This window comes from Streptomyces thermodiastaticus (assembly GCF_014656135.1).
GTDB lineage: Bacteria > Actinomycetota > Actinomycetes > Streptomycetales > Streptomycetaceae > Streptomyces > Streptomyces thermodiastaticus.
The window spans coordinates 105884-123376 of sequence record NZ_BNBV01000014.1 but is presented as its reverse complement, the minus strand read 5'-3'; the positions used below and the strand labels follow the sequence as shown (position 1 = coordinate 123376).

13 protein-coding genes are annotated in these 17493 nt (G+C 71.6%); 3 read left to right on the top strand and 10 right to left on the bottom strand.

Translation table 11 applies throughout. The features are described from left to right. Nucleotide 1 precedes the first annotated feature (1 nt). From IE286_RS15080 to IE286_RS15065, 4 genes are all read right to left on the bottom strand, one after another. Nucleotides 2–1012: a questin oxidase family protein gene (locus IE286_RS15080; RefSeq protein ID WP_189797217.1), complete on the bottom strand. Its 1011-nt coding sequence runs from the start codon at nt 1010–1012 to the stop codon at nt 2–4. An 83-nt stretch (nt 1013–1095) separates the two neighbouring features. Beyond that, on the bottom strand, nt 1096–1830 hold the full coding sequence (locus tag IE286_RS15075) for a PepSY domain-containing protein (protein ID WP_189797216.1): 735 nt from the start codon (nt 1828–1830) through the stop codon (nt 1096–1098). A 252-nt stretch (nt 1831–2082) separates the two neighbouring features. Then, nucleotides 2083–2652, bottom strand: a complete 570-nt coding sequence (locus IE286_RS15070) for a hypothetical protein (protein WP_189797215.1) — start codon at nt 2650–2652, stop codon at nt 2083–2085. A 374-nt stretch (nt 2653–3026) separates the two neighbouring features. Then, nucleotides 3027–4604 carry an APC family permease gene (locus IE286_RS15065; RefSeq protein ID WP_189797249.1) on the bottom strand — a complete coding sequence of 526 codons (1578 nt, stop codon included), beginning with the start codon at nt 4602–4604 and terminating at the stop codon, nt 3027–3029. A gap of 910 nt (nt 4605–5514) precedes the next feature. Between IE286_RS15065 and IE286_RS15060 the strand changes: the two genes are divergently transcribed. Then, on the top strand, nt 5515–8799 hold the full coding sequence (locus IE286_RS15060) for a TIM-barrel domain-containing protein (protein WP_505014456.1): 3285 nt from the start codon (nt 5515–5517) through the stop codon (nt 8797–8799). 206 nt (nt 8800–9005) lie between these two features. On the opposite strand, the gene IE286_RS15055 is transcribed toward IE286_RS15060, so the two are convergent. Together IE286_RS15055 and IE286_RS15050 are read right to left on the bottom strand one after the other, a co-directional pair. Further along, a complete protein-coding gene (locus tag IE286_RS15055) occupies nt 9006–9488 on the bottom strand; it encodes a GNAT family N-acetyltransferase (RefSeq protein ID WP_229862764.1) in 483 nt (160 codons plus the stop codon). Between the two features lie 279 nt (nt 9489–9767). Further along, nucleotides 9768–10481 carry a chitinase gene (locus IE286_RS15050; RefSeq protein WP_189797246.1) on the bottom strand — a complete coding sequence of 238 codons (714 nt, stop codon included), beginning with the start codon at nt 10479–10481 and terminating at the stop codon, nt 9768–9770. A gap of 146 nt (nt 10482–10627) precedes the next feature. On the opposite strand from IE286_RS15050, the gene IE286_RS15045 reads away from it, so the two are divergent. Continuing rightward, nucleotides 10628–10786, top strand: coding sequence for a hypothetical protein (locus tag IE286_RS15045; protein WP_189797214.1), 159 nt, complete (start codon nt 10628–10630; stop codon nt 10784–10786). A 682-nt stretch (nt 10787–11468) separates the two neighbouring features. Here IE286_RS15045 and IE286_RS15040 read toward each other — a convergent pair. Then, the gene (locus IE286_RS15040) at nt 11469–12569 is read right to left on the bottom strand and encodes a lectin (protein ID WP_373312706.1); all 1101 of its coding nucleotides are present in this window, start codon (nt 12567–12569) and stop codon (nt 11469–11471) included. A gap of 104 nt (nt 12570–12673) precedes the next feature. Then, nucleotides 12674–13435: a lectin gene (locus IE286_RS27905; protein WP_372462555.1), complete on the bottom strand. Its 762-nt coding sequence runs from the start codon at nt 13433–13435 to the stop codon at nt 12674–12676. A gap of 423 nt (nt 13436–13858) precedes the next feature. Between IE286_RS27905 and IE286_RS15030 the strand changes: the two genes are divergently transcribed. Next, a complete protein-coding gene (locus tag IE286_RS15030) occupies nt 13859–14908 on the top strand; it encodes a glycoside hydrolase family 64 protein (RefSeq protein ID WP_372462549.1) in 1050 nt (349 codons plus the stop codon). A 450-nt stretch (nt 14909–15358) separates the two neighbouring features. Here IE286_RS15030 and IE286_RS15025 read toward each other — a convergent pair whose 3' ends face one another. Next, nucleotides 15359–16597 carry an MFS transporter gene (locus IE286_RS15025; RefSeq protein WP_189797212.1) on the bottom strand — a complete coding sequence of 413 codons (1239 nt, stop codon included), beginning with the start codon at nt 16595–16597 and terminating at the stop codon, nt 15359–15361. A gap of 318 nt (nt 16598–16915) precedes the next feature. Then, nucleotides 16916–17446 (bottom strand): hypothetical protein, encoded by a 531-nt coding sequence (locus tag IE286_RS15020; protein ID WP_229862748.1) that lies wholly within the window; start codon nt 17444–17446, stop codon nt 16916–16918. Nucleotides 17447–17493 lie beyond the last annotated feature (47 nt).

The following is a 17493-nucleotide window of genomic DNA, read 5'->3' as shown; positions in this document are numbered from 1 at the left end:
CTCAGGTCAGCGGCTCGCTCAGTTCCATGCAGCGCAGTGCCGCCGCCAGCGCCTGCGCGTCACCGACGTCGAGGGCGGTGTCGGTGAACTTGAGGACGTGCTCGTCGCCGTGGCGCAGGGCCCGTTCGAAGACCTCGTCGGCGGACAGGCCGGCCGGTGCGCGGTAGGCGACCGGGGCGTCGGGCGCGTACATCGCGGTCACCGCGGCGGACGCCGTCCACGCCGCCCGCAGGCTCGGCACCCACAGGGTCCGGGGGAGCGCGGGCAGGGTGCGCAGCACGGCGTTGGGCGCGGTGGCCGCGTGGACCAGCATGGTCTCCTCGCCGTGGCCGTGGGTGGCGTAGCGATGGGTGGCAGCCCGCACCAGTTCGGCCAGGCGGCGCCGGGCCTCGTCGGGATCGGCGACCGACGCCGCCCACACCGGCAGACGCCGGACGCGCTCCAGCCGGGAGGGGAAGGGGCCCTGCCGCTCGGCGACGGGCTCCACCGCGTCCAGCGCGGCGGCGGCACTGTCCGCGCCGGGCACACCGGTGACACCCGTGACGGGCCGGTGCCGGGCGGCCCAGTAGCCCAGGCCATGGGCCAGCTCGGCCAGGCGCGGACCGGTCGTCTCCCCGGCCAGCAGGGTGCGCACGGCGTGACCCACCCGGATCACCGGATGCGTCGACCCGCCGTACAGTCCGGGCAGCAGCCGGGGCCACCACTGCGCGAGCAGCTCGGTCCAGGGACGCTCGGCGACCTCGTGCGCGAAGAAGGCGATCCAGTCCGCCACCCGGCGCGGATCCCCCAGCGCCTCACGCCAGTCGGCGGCCGTGACCGGCCGCGTGCCGGACGGGAACTCCTCCAGTCTGCGGGCGTAGTGGTCGATCCAGCGGTGCACGGAGCGTGCGTGCCCGTGGGTGACGAGGGCTTCCACGGCCATCGGCGCGTGGTTGCTCAGCCGGCCGAGCCGCTCGGGTCCGCAGCGGTGGAGTCGCTGGAGCGCCTCGTCGAGTGTGCCTGTCGTATCCATGACGGGCACGGTAGTGAGGCTGCCCCAGCGACGTAACGGGCGAAGGACGTAGGACCGGCCGGACTCGTCCCGGTCCTCGGTCCTCAGTCCCGGTCCATGTGTTCCCGGAGGATCTTGCGGTTCGCGGCGTCGATGTCGTACGTGGTCTTGTTCCAGTTGTCGGTCGTGACCACGTCGACGGACCACTTGGGTGCGCCCTGGTCGGTGTCGCCCAATCCGACGGAGGTGACGGTGCCCTTGGTCTTGTCGGTGGCGGTCCGCACCGCCTGCTGCGGGGTGACGGTGGCCTTCTTCAACAGGTCGGCCAGCTCCCGCTTGTCGTCGGGGTCCTGGTCGCTGTCGGTGCGGGCCTGGTCGGCCGTGCCGGTGACCGCGTCGACCCGGACGGTGTGAGCGGTGCCGTCGGCGGTCGCCACCTCGGCCTTCCAGGCGGGCTTGTCGGCCGGCCCGTCCAGTTCGACCGAGACCGGCTTGGCGTCGGGCACCTTCCGCACGGCGGTGTCCAGGGCCTTGTCCCAGCCGATCTTGACCTTGGGCACGATCGCCTTGCGCTCGGCCTGGTCCTCGGTGAGCCGGCTGTCGCTCGGCGAGGGCGAGGCGGCCGTGGGGGAGGCGGGCGAGGCGTCGGTCGGCGACGGGGAGGTCGCCTGCGCCTGCAGGGGCTCGGCCGAGGGGGACGCCGTGGCGGAGTCGCCCGTGTCGTTTCCGCCGCAGCCGGTGAGCAGGCCCGCCGCGGCCACGGCGCACACCACGCCGAGGGCTCGGGAGACCGACGGACGGCTGCGCCACCCGGCGGCCTGGTATCTCTTTGTGATCATGCGCATACAGTAAGTCACCGCAGTGCCCGCAGCCTGTCGCTGCGGGCCGGTGTCTTCGGCCGCGCGAGGAAAGCGCCGAGGGCGGCCGCAGTTCCGGAGCGGCCGCGGGCGGCCGCGACGTCCGCCGGGCCCAAGGTTGGCGGAGACGTTGCCGGGTGCGCACGAACGGGATAGGGCGCCGGCCGGATTACGGCGGGCCGGGGCCGTCTCCACGGGGTGCGCGGTCGGCGCGGTGGGTGCGGTGCGTGGTGGTCAGAGGTCGTCGTCGTGATCCGCGGCGTCGTGGTACTCGTCGTCGACGACGCGGAAGCTGCCCGCGATGCCGTCCTTCACGTAGATGCCGTCGACGGGCCCGGGGACGATGCCGTGGGTGGAGCTGCGGGGGCCGACGGTGGCGATCGGGGCGCCGCCGTCGCAGGTCACGCCGCGGTAGATCTCGACGGTGCGGCGGCTGTCGTTGGTGATGTTCAGGCTCGTGGCCCCCAGACCGCTGATCACGGTGATGCAGCCGGCGGGGTGGGCGTAGTAGGACCGCTCGTTGATGTGGATCCAGCCCTCGTCGTGGTCGTCGTGCCGGTCCCGCCGGCCGTCCCCGCCGCCGTGGCCGTCGCCTTCGCCGTCCCGGCCGCCGTCCTCGCCGGAGCTGTTCCTCGAGCCGGAGTCTTTGCCCTGGGGTGCCTGCGCGGGAGCCTGGCGGACGGCGGCCGGGGTCATCCGGGCGTCGTGGGCGGGGGTGGTCGTGGCGTAGGTGATGCCGGCCGCGGTCAGGGCCGCCGCCGTCGCGACGCTCGTGTTGAACACATAGGAACGGTTCGTGAACATGGCACTGCCTTACCTGGTCCCGGAGTCGGTGCGGCGCCGGCGGTGACGGCCGGCGTGTGACCGAACGTACTCAGCCCCCTCATACCTGTCATGTCGGGCGGATCTGGAAGGGCTGCCCCGGCGGGCCGATCGGGGCACCCGGCGCCGTTCGGCGCCCCCGTACCGGCTGATGGGAGGTCAGATGCGGGCGCTTCGTGGAAACCTGAAGGCGCTTTGGTTCGACAGGGTGCGGGCTGACACCTACTCAGCTCGTCCCGGCGACGGTCCTCACGTCCGAACCGGCGCGGCTGATGCGCCGTCAGCGTGCAGCGTGCGGAAACGCAGCCGGACCGCGCACACGTCCTCTGCCGCGTGTGCGCAACCCGGAGCGGACCTCATCCCTGGGCGGGGCTGTCCGTGTGCGCCCTCACCGCCTGGACGCGGACGCCCGAGCGCACCGCCCAGAAGAAGACCGCGATCCCGAAGACCGCCACCGTCAGGGAGTCCCAGGGCGCCGGGAGGCGTCCCGAGCCGCCGAACGAGCCGAGCCAGGACAGCAGCGTGAGCACCGCGAGGAACACCACCAGCCACGTGCCCGTCGCCAGTTCCGCGGTGAGCGGCCGGCCCGTCCCGGTGCCGCGGTGCATGGCGAGGAACACCAGCAGGCCCGCCAGCACCAGCGGCAGCGCCAGCCGCAGGTCGTGCCATCCCGACCAGTACACGAACTCGGCGGACACCACGAACGCCACGGGAGCTGTCCAGCGCAGGCCGGGCACCCACCCGGCGGTGCGGCCGCCCGGAGCCGTCAGGAACACCGCGGCCGCGACCGCGCAGGCCGCGTAGGTGAGCAGATACATGTCCCCCATGACGCTCACGATGTCCTGCCAGCCGCCGAAGGGCAGCAGGAACACCAGGATCACCGCGAGGTTCAGCACCAGGGCCCGGCGCGGTATGCCCGAGCGCTGCTCCACTGCCATGAACCAGCGCGGCAGCGTGCCGTTCTTCGCCAGCGCGTACGTGTGCCGGGCGTCCAGCGCGACCCCGACGTAGGCCGAGCCGCCCGGCGAGACGACGGCGTCCGCGTACAGCAGCGTCGACAGCCAGTGCAGGTTGAGCACCAGGGCCAGCTGCCCGAACGGCGAGTCGAAGTTCACGCCCTGCCAGCCGTGCGTCAGCGCGCTGTCGGGCACCGCGAACAGGAACGCCAGCTGCAGCGCCAGGTACATCACCACGGCCAGACCGATCCCGGCCAGCACCGAGGCGGGCACGGTGCGCCGCGGGTTCCTGGTCTCGCCGGAGAAGTCCAGCGGCGCCTGGAACCCGTTCACCGAGTACACGATGCCGCCGCCGGCCAGCGCCGACAGGCAGGCGGCGTATCCGTAGGGGGCGAACCCGCCGTGGTCGGTCAGCCGGCTGCTGTCCCACCCGGACGCCAGCAGCGCCACCACCGTGAGCAGGGGCACCGCGATCTTGAACACGGTCAGCAGGTTGTTCAGCCGTGCGAACAGCCGTACCGCGAACCAGTTGAGCACCGTCAGCACGATGCTCAGCGCCGCCGCCACCCCCAGGCCGCTGATCGTCAGCGAGCCGTCCCGGTACAGGCCGGGCAGGTAGTGCGCGGCGTACTGCATGATCGCGCTGATCTCCGCCGCGGTGCCGCCCACCGACAGCAGCACCGACCAGCCGATCATCGTGCCGACCAGGCGTCCCGAGGCGTACAGCGGCCAGCGCACCGTGCCGCCGCCCTCCGGCCGGGACGCACCCAGCTCGATCATCACCAGGGCCACCAGCATGCACAGCAGTCCCGCGCCCACCCAGGACAGCAGCGAGGCCGGGCCGGCCGTCTGAGCGGCGTACATCGCGGCGAACAGCCATCCGGAGCCGACGATGTTGGAGAAGGCGATCGCCGTCAGCCCCCAGAAGCCCAGGTCGCGGCGGAGCCGGCGCTCCTGTGTCCGTGCCGACGGAATCATCTCCGGGTCGGCTGTCTGCCCCTGCGGCACCGTGCCGCCTCCTCGTTCTCGTGATGGTGCTCAAGACGCGCACACCGTCCGGTGGACCGTGTCGAACGCGCGCCCGAAGAGGGTAGCGGGGACGGGTGAGGGGGTGGCGTGTGCGTCAGAGTGTGGGACGGCGAGGGCCGCAGGATGAACCCGCGGCCCCCACAGGCGCACCGGCCGGCACCTGCGGCGGTCAGTGCGCCGGCCGCGGACACGACAGCAAGGACGCGATCATCGCCGCGTCGCTGGAGCGCCGGGCGCAGGCGGTGAGCGCGTTCCTGCTTCCGCCGCCGGACACCCCCGACTCGCCGCGCGAGCCGGATGCTGTATGTGTTCCGGCTGGAGGAGGTTGCCCAGGACCCCGGGTACTGCGGCTGCCCCTGTGTGTCGACGCTGGTGGAGCTGAAGGACACCGAGGCATCCGGCCGGCGTCGTGGCACTGCGGCACAAGGCCGATACGCCGGCGTTCTTCCGCGCCGAGGCGGAACGCGCCGGTGCCGTTTACCCGGAGCCTCTCGCCCGCCGGCTCGCCCTGGTCTTCGACGGCCCCGCGACCCGGGCCGGCCCGGGTGCCGACCGCCTGGACGGGCCGGCGCTCGGCACCGCCGCCGCGCTCATCGACGCGGCCTGCGCGGGTCGGTGGCCACCCGGCCGTCATCGGGCGGCGGTTCCTGGGCGTCGGGCGTTCCGGCCGCGGTCCGGGCTTCCATGGCCGGAACGGCACCGCTGCCAGGGGGCCCGCTTTCGGCTGTCATGGTCATGTACACGGTGGCCATCGACGTGATGTGATGCTCACGCTCAACTCACCACGCTGAACGAGGTCTTGTCCCCACCGGCGCGAGCCGGACCGGACCGCGCCGGCAGACCTGAAACGGAGTTGCTCGTGAGACGCAGCACAAGGAGACGGTGGCGGCTCCTGCGGCGGTGGTCGGTCACCGCCGCGCTGGGCATGGCCGTCACCGCCGTGTCGCCCGGCGCACCGCCCGCATCGGCCCACAGCGCCGGTCAGCCCCCCCGCATACCCACCGTCACCTCCGGTGACGCCCGCTTCCAGATCCTCTCCCCGACACTCGTCCGCACCGAGTACGCGGGCGACCGCGCCTTCACCGACGCCCCCACCTTCAACGCGATCGGCCGCGACGACTTCACCCCGACCCCCTACAAGGCCCGCACCAGCGGGGGCTGGCTCACCATCACGACGAGCGCGATGACCCTGCGCTACCGGGTCGGCTCCGGACCGTTCGACGCCCACAACCTCTCGGTGCGGCTCACCGCGGGCGACGCCCCCGTCACCGCGGCGCCCTGGCACCGGCTGGTCTGCTCGCCCGGCGCCCTGTGCGAGGCGGAGAAGCTCCGGCTCGACGGCGTGTCCGCGGCCGCCGATCACACCGGACACACCGGCAGCGGATTCGCCGCCGGCTTCACGGGCACCGGCAGCTCCGTGTCCGCTGACATCGATGTCACGGACGCCGGCGCCTACGACGTCGCCGTGCGATACGCCAACGCCCTCGGCGGGGACGGCAAGAACGAGACCCGGACCCTGACCCTGACGGTCGACGGCGCGGCACCCACGACGCTGACCCTGCCGGCCACGGGAAACTGGGACACCTGGAAACTCGCCACCGCACACGTCCGGCTCGGCGCGGGCCACCACACGCTCACGCTGACCCGCACCGCCTCGGACACCGGCAACGTCAACGTCGACAGCCTCGCGCTGGTGCACCCCGGTGATCCGTATCCGTCGGCGGCCACCACCGCGATCACCGGCTGCCTGCTCGGCACGAGCTGCGAGGCGGAGGACGGACGGATCACCGGCACCGCGACCAGCGCCACCGACCACACCGGCTACGCGGGCGACGGCTTCGTCGCCGAGCTGAACCGGGGATCGAGCGTGACCACCCACCTGGTCGGGGTCCCGGCCGACGGCGTCTACACCCTGCGGGTGCGCTACGCCAACGGCACCGGGGGCGACGGCCTGCACCAGACCCGCACCGCCTCGGTGTCCACCGGTGCCGCCACCGGAACCCTCACCCTGCCGGCGACCGAGAACTGGGACGACTGGCGGACCGCCTCCGTGCCGGTGACGCTGACCGCGGGGGAGAACGACGTCACCCTCGGCTGCCCCGAGGAGACGAGCTGCCACATCAACCTGGACACGGTGTCCGTCACCTCCGCCGGATCCCCGGCCCCGCAGCCGCACCTGGCGCTCGGCGGCTACCGCCGCGGCCTGGACGGCGTCACCGGCACCGGGCCCGCCCCGGTGACCACCCCCGGCCTGCTGCACAAGGACGGCTGGTACCTGCTGGACGACACCCCGTCCGCGCTCTACGACCCCGCGACGCGGCAGGTGACACCGCGCCCCGCGCACGGTGGCGAGCCCTACCAGGACGGCTATGTCTTCGCCTACGGACACGACTACAAACAGGCACTCGCCGACCTGGCGGCCCTGACCGGGCCCCCGGCGCTGCTGCCGCCCTGGGCGTACGGCGTGTGGTACTCGGAGTACATCGACCGCACCGCGGCCGACTACCAGAACACCATCCTCCCGGCCTTCCGTTCCGAAGGCGTCCCGCTGGACGTGCTGGTGACCGACACGGACTACAAGGCCGTCAACAAATGGAGCGGCTGGGAGATCGACCGCGACCGGTTCCCGGACCCCAAGGGGTTCTTCGACTGGTCGGCCGCCCAGGGACTGCACAACACGCTCAACGTGCACCCGAGCATCCTCGCCTCCGACCCCCAGTTCCCCCGGGCACAGGCCACGGCCAAGGGGAAACTGACCAAGGGCGGGTGCGCGTCCGGTGCCTCGGTGGAGGACAACTGCTACACCTTCGACTTCGGCGATCCCGACCAGCTCAAGGCCTACCTGGACCTGCACCGGACCATGGACGACCAGGGCAACGACTTCTGGTGGCTGGACTGGTGCTGCGACTCCTCGCAGTCGTCCCTGCGCGGCGTGACGCCGGACGCGTGGATCAACCAGCAGTACGCCACCATGACCGGCGAGCGCCTCGGCCGCGGCTTCGTCCTCTCGCGCGCCTACGGCTCGCTCCAGGCGGGCGGGTACAGCGGCCAGCAGGCGGTGCCGACCGGGCCGTGGGCGGACAAACGCACCACCGTGCACTTCACCGGCGACACCTCCTCCACCTGGGGCACCCTGAGGCTGGAGGTCGGCTACACACCGGGTGAGTCCGCGGCGACCGGGATGGCCGCCATCACGCACGACATCGGCGGCCACAACGACACGACGGGACTGCCCGGTTCGGAGACCTGGACCGACGGCGGGAAGACCCGCACCACGTACAAGCTGCCCGACGACCTGTACGCCCGCTGGGTGCAGTTCGGCACCTTCCAGCCGATCGACCGCCTGCACAGCAACCACAGCGACCGGCTGCCCTGGCAGTACGGCACCGAGGCCCGCGCCTCCGCCGACCGGTTCCTCAACCTCCGCGAGAGCCTGGTGCCCTACACCTACGCCCTGGCCGAGGAGGCGCACCGCACCGGTGTGCCGATCGTCCGTGCGACCTACCTGGAGTACCCGGAGGAGGACCAGGCGTACGCCACCGCCGGCAGCGAGTACCTGTACGGGCCCGACGTCCTGGTCGCCCCGGTCACCACACCGGGGACGACCGCGACCACCACGGTGTGGTTCCCGCCCGGCCGGTGGACCGACTGGTTCACCGGCAGGACCTACCAGGGCGGCACCACCCAGGAGGTCACCACCGGCCTGGACACCATGCCCGTGTTCGTCAAGGACGGCGGGATCCTGCCCACGCGCACCCATGACGTCGCGGCCCACGGCAAGGCACCGCTGACCGACGTCACCCTGACCGTGGCCACCGGGGCGTCCGGCTCGTACCGGCTCTACGAGGACGACGGCACCGGCACGGGCCCGGGGCACAGCGCCACGACGACCGTCCGCCACACCCGCGACGGCTCCCGCCACACGGTGACCATCGACGCGGCGCACGGCTCCTTCCCCGGCCAGGTGAAGGACCGCCGGTGGACGCTGTCCCTGCTGGGCACGGACCATGCGCCGGCCGAGGTGTCCGCCACCGGCGTCCGCCTCACCCGCGCCGACTGGCACTGGGACCGTGCGACCGGAACCCTCACGATCAGCCTGCCCCGGCACACCGTGCACGGGCCGGTCACCGTCACCTGGCGGTAGGCGGGCACACCTCGTGCGGCCGTCCGCGCACCGGCGTGTCGAGCGCCTGGTGCGCGGGCGGCCGCTGCCGTGCCGGGGGGCCGAGGGGGTGACGGTGCCGTACGACCCCACACCTCGCACCGGCCGGTCAGGGTGCGGCGCGGACGCGTCCGGCGAGCCGCCGGGGGAGAGGGGCCGGGTGCGGTGCCTCGGCGGTGCCGGGACACTCACCGAGCGGGAAGGGCCAGCCGCAGCACGATCTCCCCGTCCCAGACCTGCCCGGTGGCCTCGAACCCGAGCGCACGGTAGAAAGGCAACGGCTCGCCGTCCCCGGGCTCGTAACTGGTCAGCAGCTCGGACGCGCCGTCCGCCATCACCAGGCCGGCGACCTGCGTGAGGGCCTGCCGCCCGATGCCGCGTCTCTGGTACCGCCGGTCGATCAGAAAGCGCCACAGGAAGTGCCGGTCCCGGAACGGGCCGTCCGAAGGCCGCCATATCAGCATCACGAAGCCGACCGGTTCCTCGCCCCGATACACGGCGCGGTACCAGGGACGGGCCTGTGGCTGCTGCGCGGCGTCCTCGAGCGACTCGGACACGGATGCGACGAACTGCCGCTGGTCGCGCCGGACACGGAGGGCGCGCACGGCGTCCCGGTTGTCGCCCGTGACCTCGCGCAGGTGCACACCTGGAGAAAGACCTGGGGAACTCACGCCACACCTCCTTCTCCGTCCGGCGCCGTGAGCGGATGCCGGGCCGCCTGCGGATGCGGGCGCGTTGCGCTCATGGCGCCGGTGCGGACGGTGCCTCAGGGTATCCGCCGGTGTGCGGCCGCCGCCGGATTGCGGGCTCGTCCGGGGCGTCGTGCGGTGTGTGTACCGCCGTCCCGCGGTCCGCAGTGACAAGTGCGCTGCCGTGGACCACGAGACAGCACGTGTGCCCACGGCGTCCTCCCGCCGTGGGCACACGTCATACGTGTGGCCGCGTGAGCCTCAGCAGTACAGGTTGTTGCCCGGGCTCACTCCGAGGATGGAGGTGAAGCGCTGGTAGGCGTCGACGCGGCTCTGCACCTGCGCGGGGTTCCGGCCGTCGCACTCCAGGGAGCCGTTGATGGAGCGGATGGTCTGGCCGAAGCCGGCGTGGTTGACCATGGCGTTGTGCGGGGTCATGGTGCCGGGGCCGGACTGGGTGTTCCAGTACCACAGGCCGGTCTTCCAGGCGATCGCCGGGTCGTTCTCGACCAGCCAGGGGTTGTTCAGCAGGTCCACGCCGATCGCGTCACCCGCGGCCTTGTAGTTGAAGTTCCAGCTCAGCTGGATGGGGCCGCGGCCGTAGTAGGCGGCCTGACCGGCGGGGCAGCCGTAGGGCTGGCTCCAGTCGCAGTACGTCGGGTAGTTGGCGGTGTTCTGCTCGACCACGTACACCAGGCCGCCGGTCTCGTGGCTGACGTTGGCCAGGAAGGCGGCGGCCTCCTGCTTCTTCGTCGTGTCGTCGCCGGTGTTGGCGAAGCCCGGGTACGCGCTGAGCGCCTGGACCAGACCCTGGTAGGTGTAGAACGGGTTCCGGTTCGGGAACATCTGGTTGAACTGGGCCTCGGAGACCACGAAGTTCGCCTGGATCGCGTCGCTGCCGGCGGCCGACGCGCTCACGTGGGTGCTGCCGGCGACGGGGCCGGTCGCGGCCTGGGCCGGCCCGACCGTGAACATGGCGGCGACAAGACCGGCCGTCGCGACGCCGAGCGTCGCCCGGCGCAGGCCGAGGCGTCGGGCCGAGAGTCCCTGACGGGTGGTGGAAGCAGTCAAGATCGCTCCTTGAAGAGAGGAAGAGCAGGCCGGATGGCATCACCGGCCTGATGCGCACGTCAGCCGAGCAGCTGCTCGGTGACGACGATGTGGCCGTCGTCCGGATCGAGGCAGTCCTGGACTACACGGAGATGCCGTGGGCCGAGGCGGCCCCCGCGATGTCGGGGCACTCGTCGGCGAAGCAGGTGATGGTGCCGACGGCGGCCTGAACGGGGGAGGCGGTCGTCAGGCCCGTGGGCACGGTGAGCACGGTCGCTGCTAAACCACTCGTCACGGTGGCCGAACGGGTCGAAGAGTGTCCTGCCATGGTGGGGGTTCACACTCTTTCAATGGGGGGTGGGGGGCAAAGACGACGGCGCGCCCACCGGGCGACGGCGACACAGCCGCATCTGAGGCAGGTAGCGCTGTCGCTCTGGAACCTAAAGGTCTGCACCACTGGCGTCAAGTGTTGAATTCAGCAAGGTTTTTGACGTCGTGTCCGGTGCAGTCGAGGAGAAGGGCGTGCCGGCCGTGGACCACCGGAAGCGGCACACATGTGCGCTGCATCACGTTTATGGCGGGCGGGTGGGTGACGAGCGATGAGGGGAGATCTCCGTCCGCGTTCAGGCGTTGACGGGTGCGAGCGGTGGCGGTACAACTCATCGTGAGAGCGCTCTCAGCCGTGTGCGTCCCCTGTCCCCCCACAGGCCCTTCCGGTACTGGAGACCCCATGCCGACCTCCCCCACAGGCCGGCGCCGGAATCCTTGTCCGGCGCCGCTCGCACCAGGGCGGCTGTCCGCGTGAGGGAACACGGCCTGATCGCGCGTCCCCGGCGCCGGCGGTGGAAACAGCACGTGTGCCCACGGCGTTTCCTGCCGTGGGCACACATGGTGTCGCTGCTCAGGAGCGGATCAGCAGTACAGGTTGTTGCCCGGGCTCACTCCGAGGATGGAGGTGAAGCGCTGGTAGGCGTCGACGCGGCTCTGCACCTGCGCGGGGTTCCGGCCGTCGCACTCCAGGGAGCCGTTGATGGAGCGGATGGTCTGGCCGAAGCCGGCGTGGTTGACCATGGCGTTGTGCGGGGTCATGGTGCCGGGGCCGGACTGGGTGTTCCAGTACCACAGGCCGGTCTTCCAGGCGATCGCCGGGTCGTTCTCGACCAGCCAGGGGTTGTTCAGCAGGTCCACGCCGATCGCGTCACCCGCGGCCTTGTAGTTGAAGTTCCAGCTCAGCTGGATGGGGCCGCGGCCGTAGTAGGCGGCCTGACCGGCCGGGCAGCCGTAGGGCTGGCTCCAGTCGCAGTACGTCGGGTAGTTGGCGGTGTTCTGCTCGACCACGTACACCAGGCCGCCGGTCTCGTGGCTGACGTTGGCCAGGAAGGCGGCGGCTTCCTGCTTCTTCGTCGTGTCGTCGCCGGTGTTGGCGAAGCCCGGGTACGCGCTGAGCGCCTGGACCAGACCCTGGTAGGTGTAGAACGGGTTCCGGTTCGGGAACATCTGGTTGAACTGGGCCTCGGAGACCACGAAGCCCGACGGCACGGTGGTGCCGCCGCCGGTGGCCGGTGCGTTCCACTTCTGGTTGGAGCCGCCGGTGCAGGTCCAGATCTGGACGCGGGTGCCGTTGGCGCTGTTGCGGTCGGTGACGTCCAGGCACTTGTCGGCGGCCGGGTTGACGATGTCGTGGGCCGCGGTGACGACCCACTGCTGGTTGGCGCCGCCGGTGCAGTCCCACAGTTGCACCTTGGCGCCGTCGGCGGTGGACCGGTCGACGACGTCGAGGCATTTGCCGAGGGCGCGGATGGTGCCGTCGGAGCCGACGGTCCACTGCTGGGCGTTGGTGCCGTTGCAGTCGTAGATCTGTACGGGGGTGCCGTTGGCGGAGCTGGCGCCCGCCACGTCGAGGCACTTGCCGTCCAGGCCGGTGATGGAGCCGGTGGCGGCCTGAGCCGGAGCGGCGGTGAACAGGGCGGCGAGGAGGCCGGCGGCCGCGGCGCCGAACGTGGCCCGGCGCAGGCCGAGGCGTCTGAACAGTCCCCTGCGGGGGGCGGAAACGGACAAGATGTCTCCTTGAACGAAGGGAGGGAAGGCCGGCTGGGATCACCGGCCCGGTGCGGACGTCAGCCGAGCACCTGCTCGGTGACGACGATGTGGCCGTCGTCCGGGTTGAGGCTGCCGCCGAGCCGGCTGAAGGCGCCGTCGGTCAGGTCGAGGCACTTGGGTTCCTGCGGCGTGTAGGCGAACGTGCCGCGGTCGTTGATCCGGACGATCAGAGAGCGGCCGTTGGCGACGTTGGTCACCTTCACCTGCGTCCCGAACGGCAGCTGCGGGTTGCGGCTGAGCGACGTGGCCGCGGTGTCGGCGTTGTTGTCGAACAGCTCGCCGCTGGCCGTCAGGGCGCCGGCCGGCTCGGGCCCGTAGTGGGTCGCCCAGCAGGTGTCCGTGTCGCCGCCGCCACCGCCCGTGCCGCCGCCGGTGGCCGGTGCGTTCCACTTCTGGTTGGAGCCGCCGGTGCAGGTCCAGATCTGGACGCGGGTGCCGTTGGCGCTGTTGCGGTCGGTGACGTCCAGGCACTTGTCGGCGGCCGGGTTGACGATGTCGTGGGCCGCGGTGACGACCCACTGCTGGTTGGCGCCGCCGGTGCAGTCCCACAGTTGCACCTTGGCGCCGTCGGCGGTGGACCGGTCGACGACGTCGAGGCATTTGCCGAGGGCGCGGATGGTGCCGTCGGAGCCGACGGTCCACTGCTGGGCGTTGGTGCCGTTGCAGTCGTAGATCTGTACGGGGGTGCCGTTGGCGGAGCTGGCGCCCGCCACGTCGAGGCACTTGCCGTCCAGGCCGGTGATGGAGCCGGTGGCGGCCTGAGCCGGAGCGGCGGTCATCAGGGCCGCCGACAGGGCGAGCACGGTCGCCGCCAGACCGCTCTTCACGACGGTCGAGCGGTTCGGAGAGTGTCCGACCATGGCTGGAGGTTCACACTCTTTCAGTTGTCGGAATGATTGTTGACGAAGCTGACGGCGCGTCCACGCGACAACGGCGACCACGTCGCGGCTGGGGGGAGGTTGCGCTGCCGACCCGGAACCTAAAGGTCTGGACCAAACAGCGTCAAGTCGTAGAAGATTAAAGCTTTCTGACGTTCCGTCCCGTGCAGGAGTCGAAGACATGTACCGGCCGTGAACCGCCGGAACGGCACAGCATGTGCCGCATGTCGCGTTCGCGGCGGGAAGGGGGCGACGGGGCGCACGCAACTCCCTTGTGTATGTGTTCAGTTGTTGACGGATGCGTGAGGTGGCGGTACAAACGTCTTGAGAGCGCTCTCCGACTTCCCGGGTTTCCCTGTCCCCCCACGGGCCTCTCGTACTGGAGACCGCATGCCGACTTCCCCCCGCATGCCGGCGCCTGCACACCTGACCGGCGCCGCCCGCACCCGCACAGCTCTTGCTCTGGTGCTCGCGCTGTTCGCCGCCTGCTTCTTCACCCTGACGCAGGCGCCCGCACGGGCCGACGGCCCGGCACCGAGCGGCGGAAAGATCACCGACGATTTCTGGGGCGACACCTCGAACATCCCGCCCGCGCAGAACGTCCTGCAGGTGAAGGTGCTCAACCGCACGAACGGCGCGTACCCCGACGACCAGGTGTACTGGACGTTCAACGGGGAGACGCACTCCATCGCGGAGCAGCCCTACCTCGACATGCCGGTGAACTCCTCGGGCCGCATGTACTTCCACCTCGGGTCTCCCGACGGCCCGTACTACGACTTCATCGAGTTCACCGTCGGCGACAACCGTTTCAACGGGAACACCACGCGGGTGGACGCCTACGGCCTGCCGCTCGCGATGCGTCTGCACACCAAGGACGGTTACGACGTGGAGGTGGGTGACAGCCGGCAGCTGTTCACCGAGGATCGCGCCACCACCTTCCAGCGCTTCATCGACTCCGTCCCGCAGCCCTTCAAGGTGCTGGCCCAGTCGCAGGCGCCCTACCGGATCATCGCCCCGGCAAGCGACCCGAGCTTCCGCCCCGGCGGTGCCAACGCCGACTACTTCACGGCCTACGCCCAGTCCGCCGGCGTGAACGCGTCGACCGCCGACATCTTCAGCTGCGCCGGCCCGCTGGCCGGTGACGCCGAGCGGTGCGCGGCCCTGAACCGGCACGTGGCGACGCTGCCGGCGAACCAGCAGCACGACCCCGCGCAGTTCTACTCGGCCGAGCCGGCGAACTACTACGCCAAGTTCTGGCACGACAACGCCCTGAACGGCCTCGCCTACGGCTTCCCGTACGACGACGTGGCGGACCAGTCCTCCTACGTGTCGCACGACAACCCGCAGTGGCTGCTGGTCGCCGTCGGCTTCTGACCCCTTCCGGCCGTGCCCGGCTGCCGGTGCACGGCCACGGCGACGACCGGGGCGAGCGCGGACGCATCCGTCCGGGCCCGCCCCGGGGCTGTGCCGGAGAGGTCCGGCGATGGCGGCCGGTCAGGGGCGCACACGCCGCACCGGAGCCGGGTGCAGACGTGTGTCGCGTCGGCCGGGCGCTCGACGCACACCTGGCCACCAGGTGTGCCGAACGGGGAGCAGGGCACCGGGCAAGCACCCGGGGCGCGGAGCGACTCCGCCGTGACATGCCGGTGACCAGGGCAGGCGCATCCGCTCACTGCGGTGACACGAGCCGACGGCGACGGTGTGCCGGTCACGGCAGGTGTGTCCGAGCACACGGGGTGGCGCGGCGCCCCGGGGTGCCGTCACCTCGCATGGATGTGCCGCCGGCCCGCACCCGGGCGGTGCGAGCCGGCGGCACGGGGAACCTCACACGGCCGGTGCCGTGGCCCTGCGTTCCGTGAGCCAGCCCAGCAGACCCAGGACGGGCAGCGCGGCGCCGAGGAAGGACAGTGCCGTCCAGCCGCCCGCGTGATAGGCGAAGGAGCCGAGCTGGGAGCCGAGGGCGCCGCCGACGAAGAAGACGGCGATGTAGGCGCTGTTGAGCCGGGACCGGGCGGCGGCGTCGAGCCGGTAGATGGTGTGCTGGCCGACGATCATGCTGGTCTGCACGGCCATGTCCAGCAGGACGGCCGCCGCACCGAGCAGCAGCACGCTGTGCCGGCCGAATCCCCCCACCGCGAACGCGGCGGCGCCCACGGCGAACGCCGCCCCGGTGGCCGCCCGGCCCAGGCCGTGGTCGGCCCATCGCCCGGCGAGCGGTGCGACGGCCGCACCGGCCGCCCCGACCAGCGCGAACAGACCGACCCCGAGCTCCGAGTAGTGGTAGCCGGGGCCTGTCAGCAGATACGACACGGTGGTCCAGAAGGCGCTGAACGCGCCGAACATCGCCGCCTGGTACAGCGCCCGGCGGCGCAGCGCGGCGTGCTCCCGCAGCAGCCGCGCGGTGGAGGCCAGCAGTCTGCCGTAGGGGACGTCCGTGGTGGGGGCGCGCTCGGGCAGGGCGAGACGCAGCACCACCGCCAGAACGGCCATGAGCACCGCGGAGGCCAGATACACCACTCGCCAGCCGGCCGCCTCGGCGACCAGGCTGCCCACGGTCCGCGACAGCAGGATGCCGACCAGCAGTCCGCTCATCACCCGCCCGACGATCCGGCCCCGCGCCTGCTCGGGTGCGATGTCGGCCGCGAGCGGTACGAGTATCTGCGCCACCACCGAGGTCAGCCCGACCACGAGCGCGGCCCCCAGCAGCACGGGGAAGACCGGGGCGGTGGCGGACACCGCCAGCGCCGCCGTGGTCACGGCCAGCAGGACGGCGACCAGGCGGCGCTTGCCCATGCGGTCGCCGAGGGGGACCAGCAGCACCATGCCGACCGCGTACCCCAGCTGGGTGATGGTGATCAAAGCTCCCGCGGTGACGGCGTCGATGCCGAACGAGCCGCGCAGCGAGGACAGCAGGGGCTGCGCGTAGTACAGGTTGGCGACGGTGAGGCCGCAGGCGGCGGCGAGCAGGCCGACCAGCCGGCCGGAGGGGCCTTGGTCGGGCGCCGTACCGGCGCTGTCGCTCGCCGCGGGGGAGGTATCGGTGTCCTGGTGGAGATGCGTCACACCTGTCTATAAGCGCCCCGGACCCGTCACTCTTCCGGGTGTACGGACCCCGTCCGCGATACGGACGGATCCGGGCAGGCTCGCCGCGTCGGGTGTCCGGTTCTACCATGGCAACGCAGGCGCACGGGCGCTGCGGCCCGTGGCCGGAAGCGAGCCCCCCGGCAGGGGCGCCGTCGGCCGGGGTCAGCCCAGAAGCCCGGCCCGATTACGGCGGGCCGGGATTCCATGTTCTGCGTCTGTCCGCGGTGCCCCGGCCCGATTACGGCGGGCCGGGGCACCGTGTCTCTCGTAGGGCGACTGCGAAGGCTGCTGCTGCGATCAGTGGTCGTCCTTGCCGTGGCGGTGGTCGTGGACGATCCGGAAGCTGCCGATCACGCCGTCCTTGACCTTGACGGAGTCGAACTTGCCGGGGTCGACGCCGTTGCTGGTGCTGTGCGGGCCGACGGTGGCGATGGGGGCGCCGTTGTCGCAGGTGGCGCCGCGGAAGACCTCGACGGTCTTGTGGCTGTCGTTGCGGATGTTCAGGGTCTTGGAGCCCAGTCCGCTGATGACGGTGATGCAGCCGCTGGGGTGGGCCGAGTAGGACCGCTCGTTGACGTGGATCCAGCCCTCGCGGTGGTGTTTGCGGTGCTTCTTGTGGCCCTTGTCGTGGTCGTCGTGGTCGTTGCCCTCGTTGCCCTTGCTGTTGTTGTTTCCGTTGTCACCGCCCATGGGGGCCTGAGCGGGGACCTGCACGGCGGCAGCCGGGGCCGACTGGGGCGAGGGAGCGGCCGTCGCGTAGGTGATGCCGGTCGCGGTCAGTGCCGCGGCGGCCGCGATGCCCGCGGTGATCGCGTGGGAACGGGTCATGATCATGGCACTGTTTCTCCTGTCTCGAGTCGGAGAGCTCGGCTCTC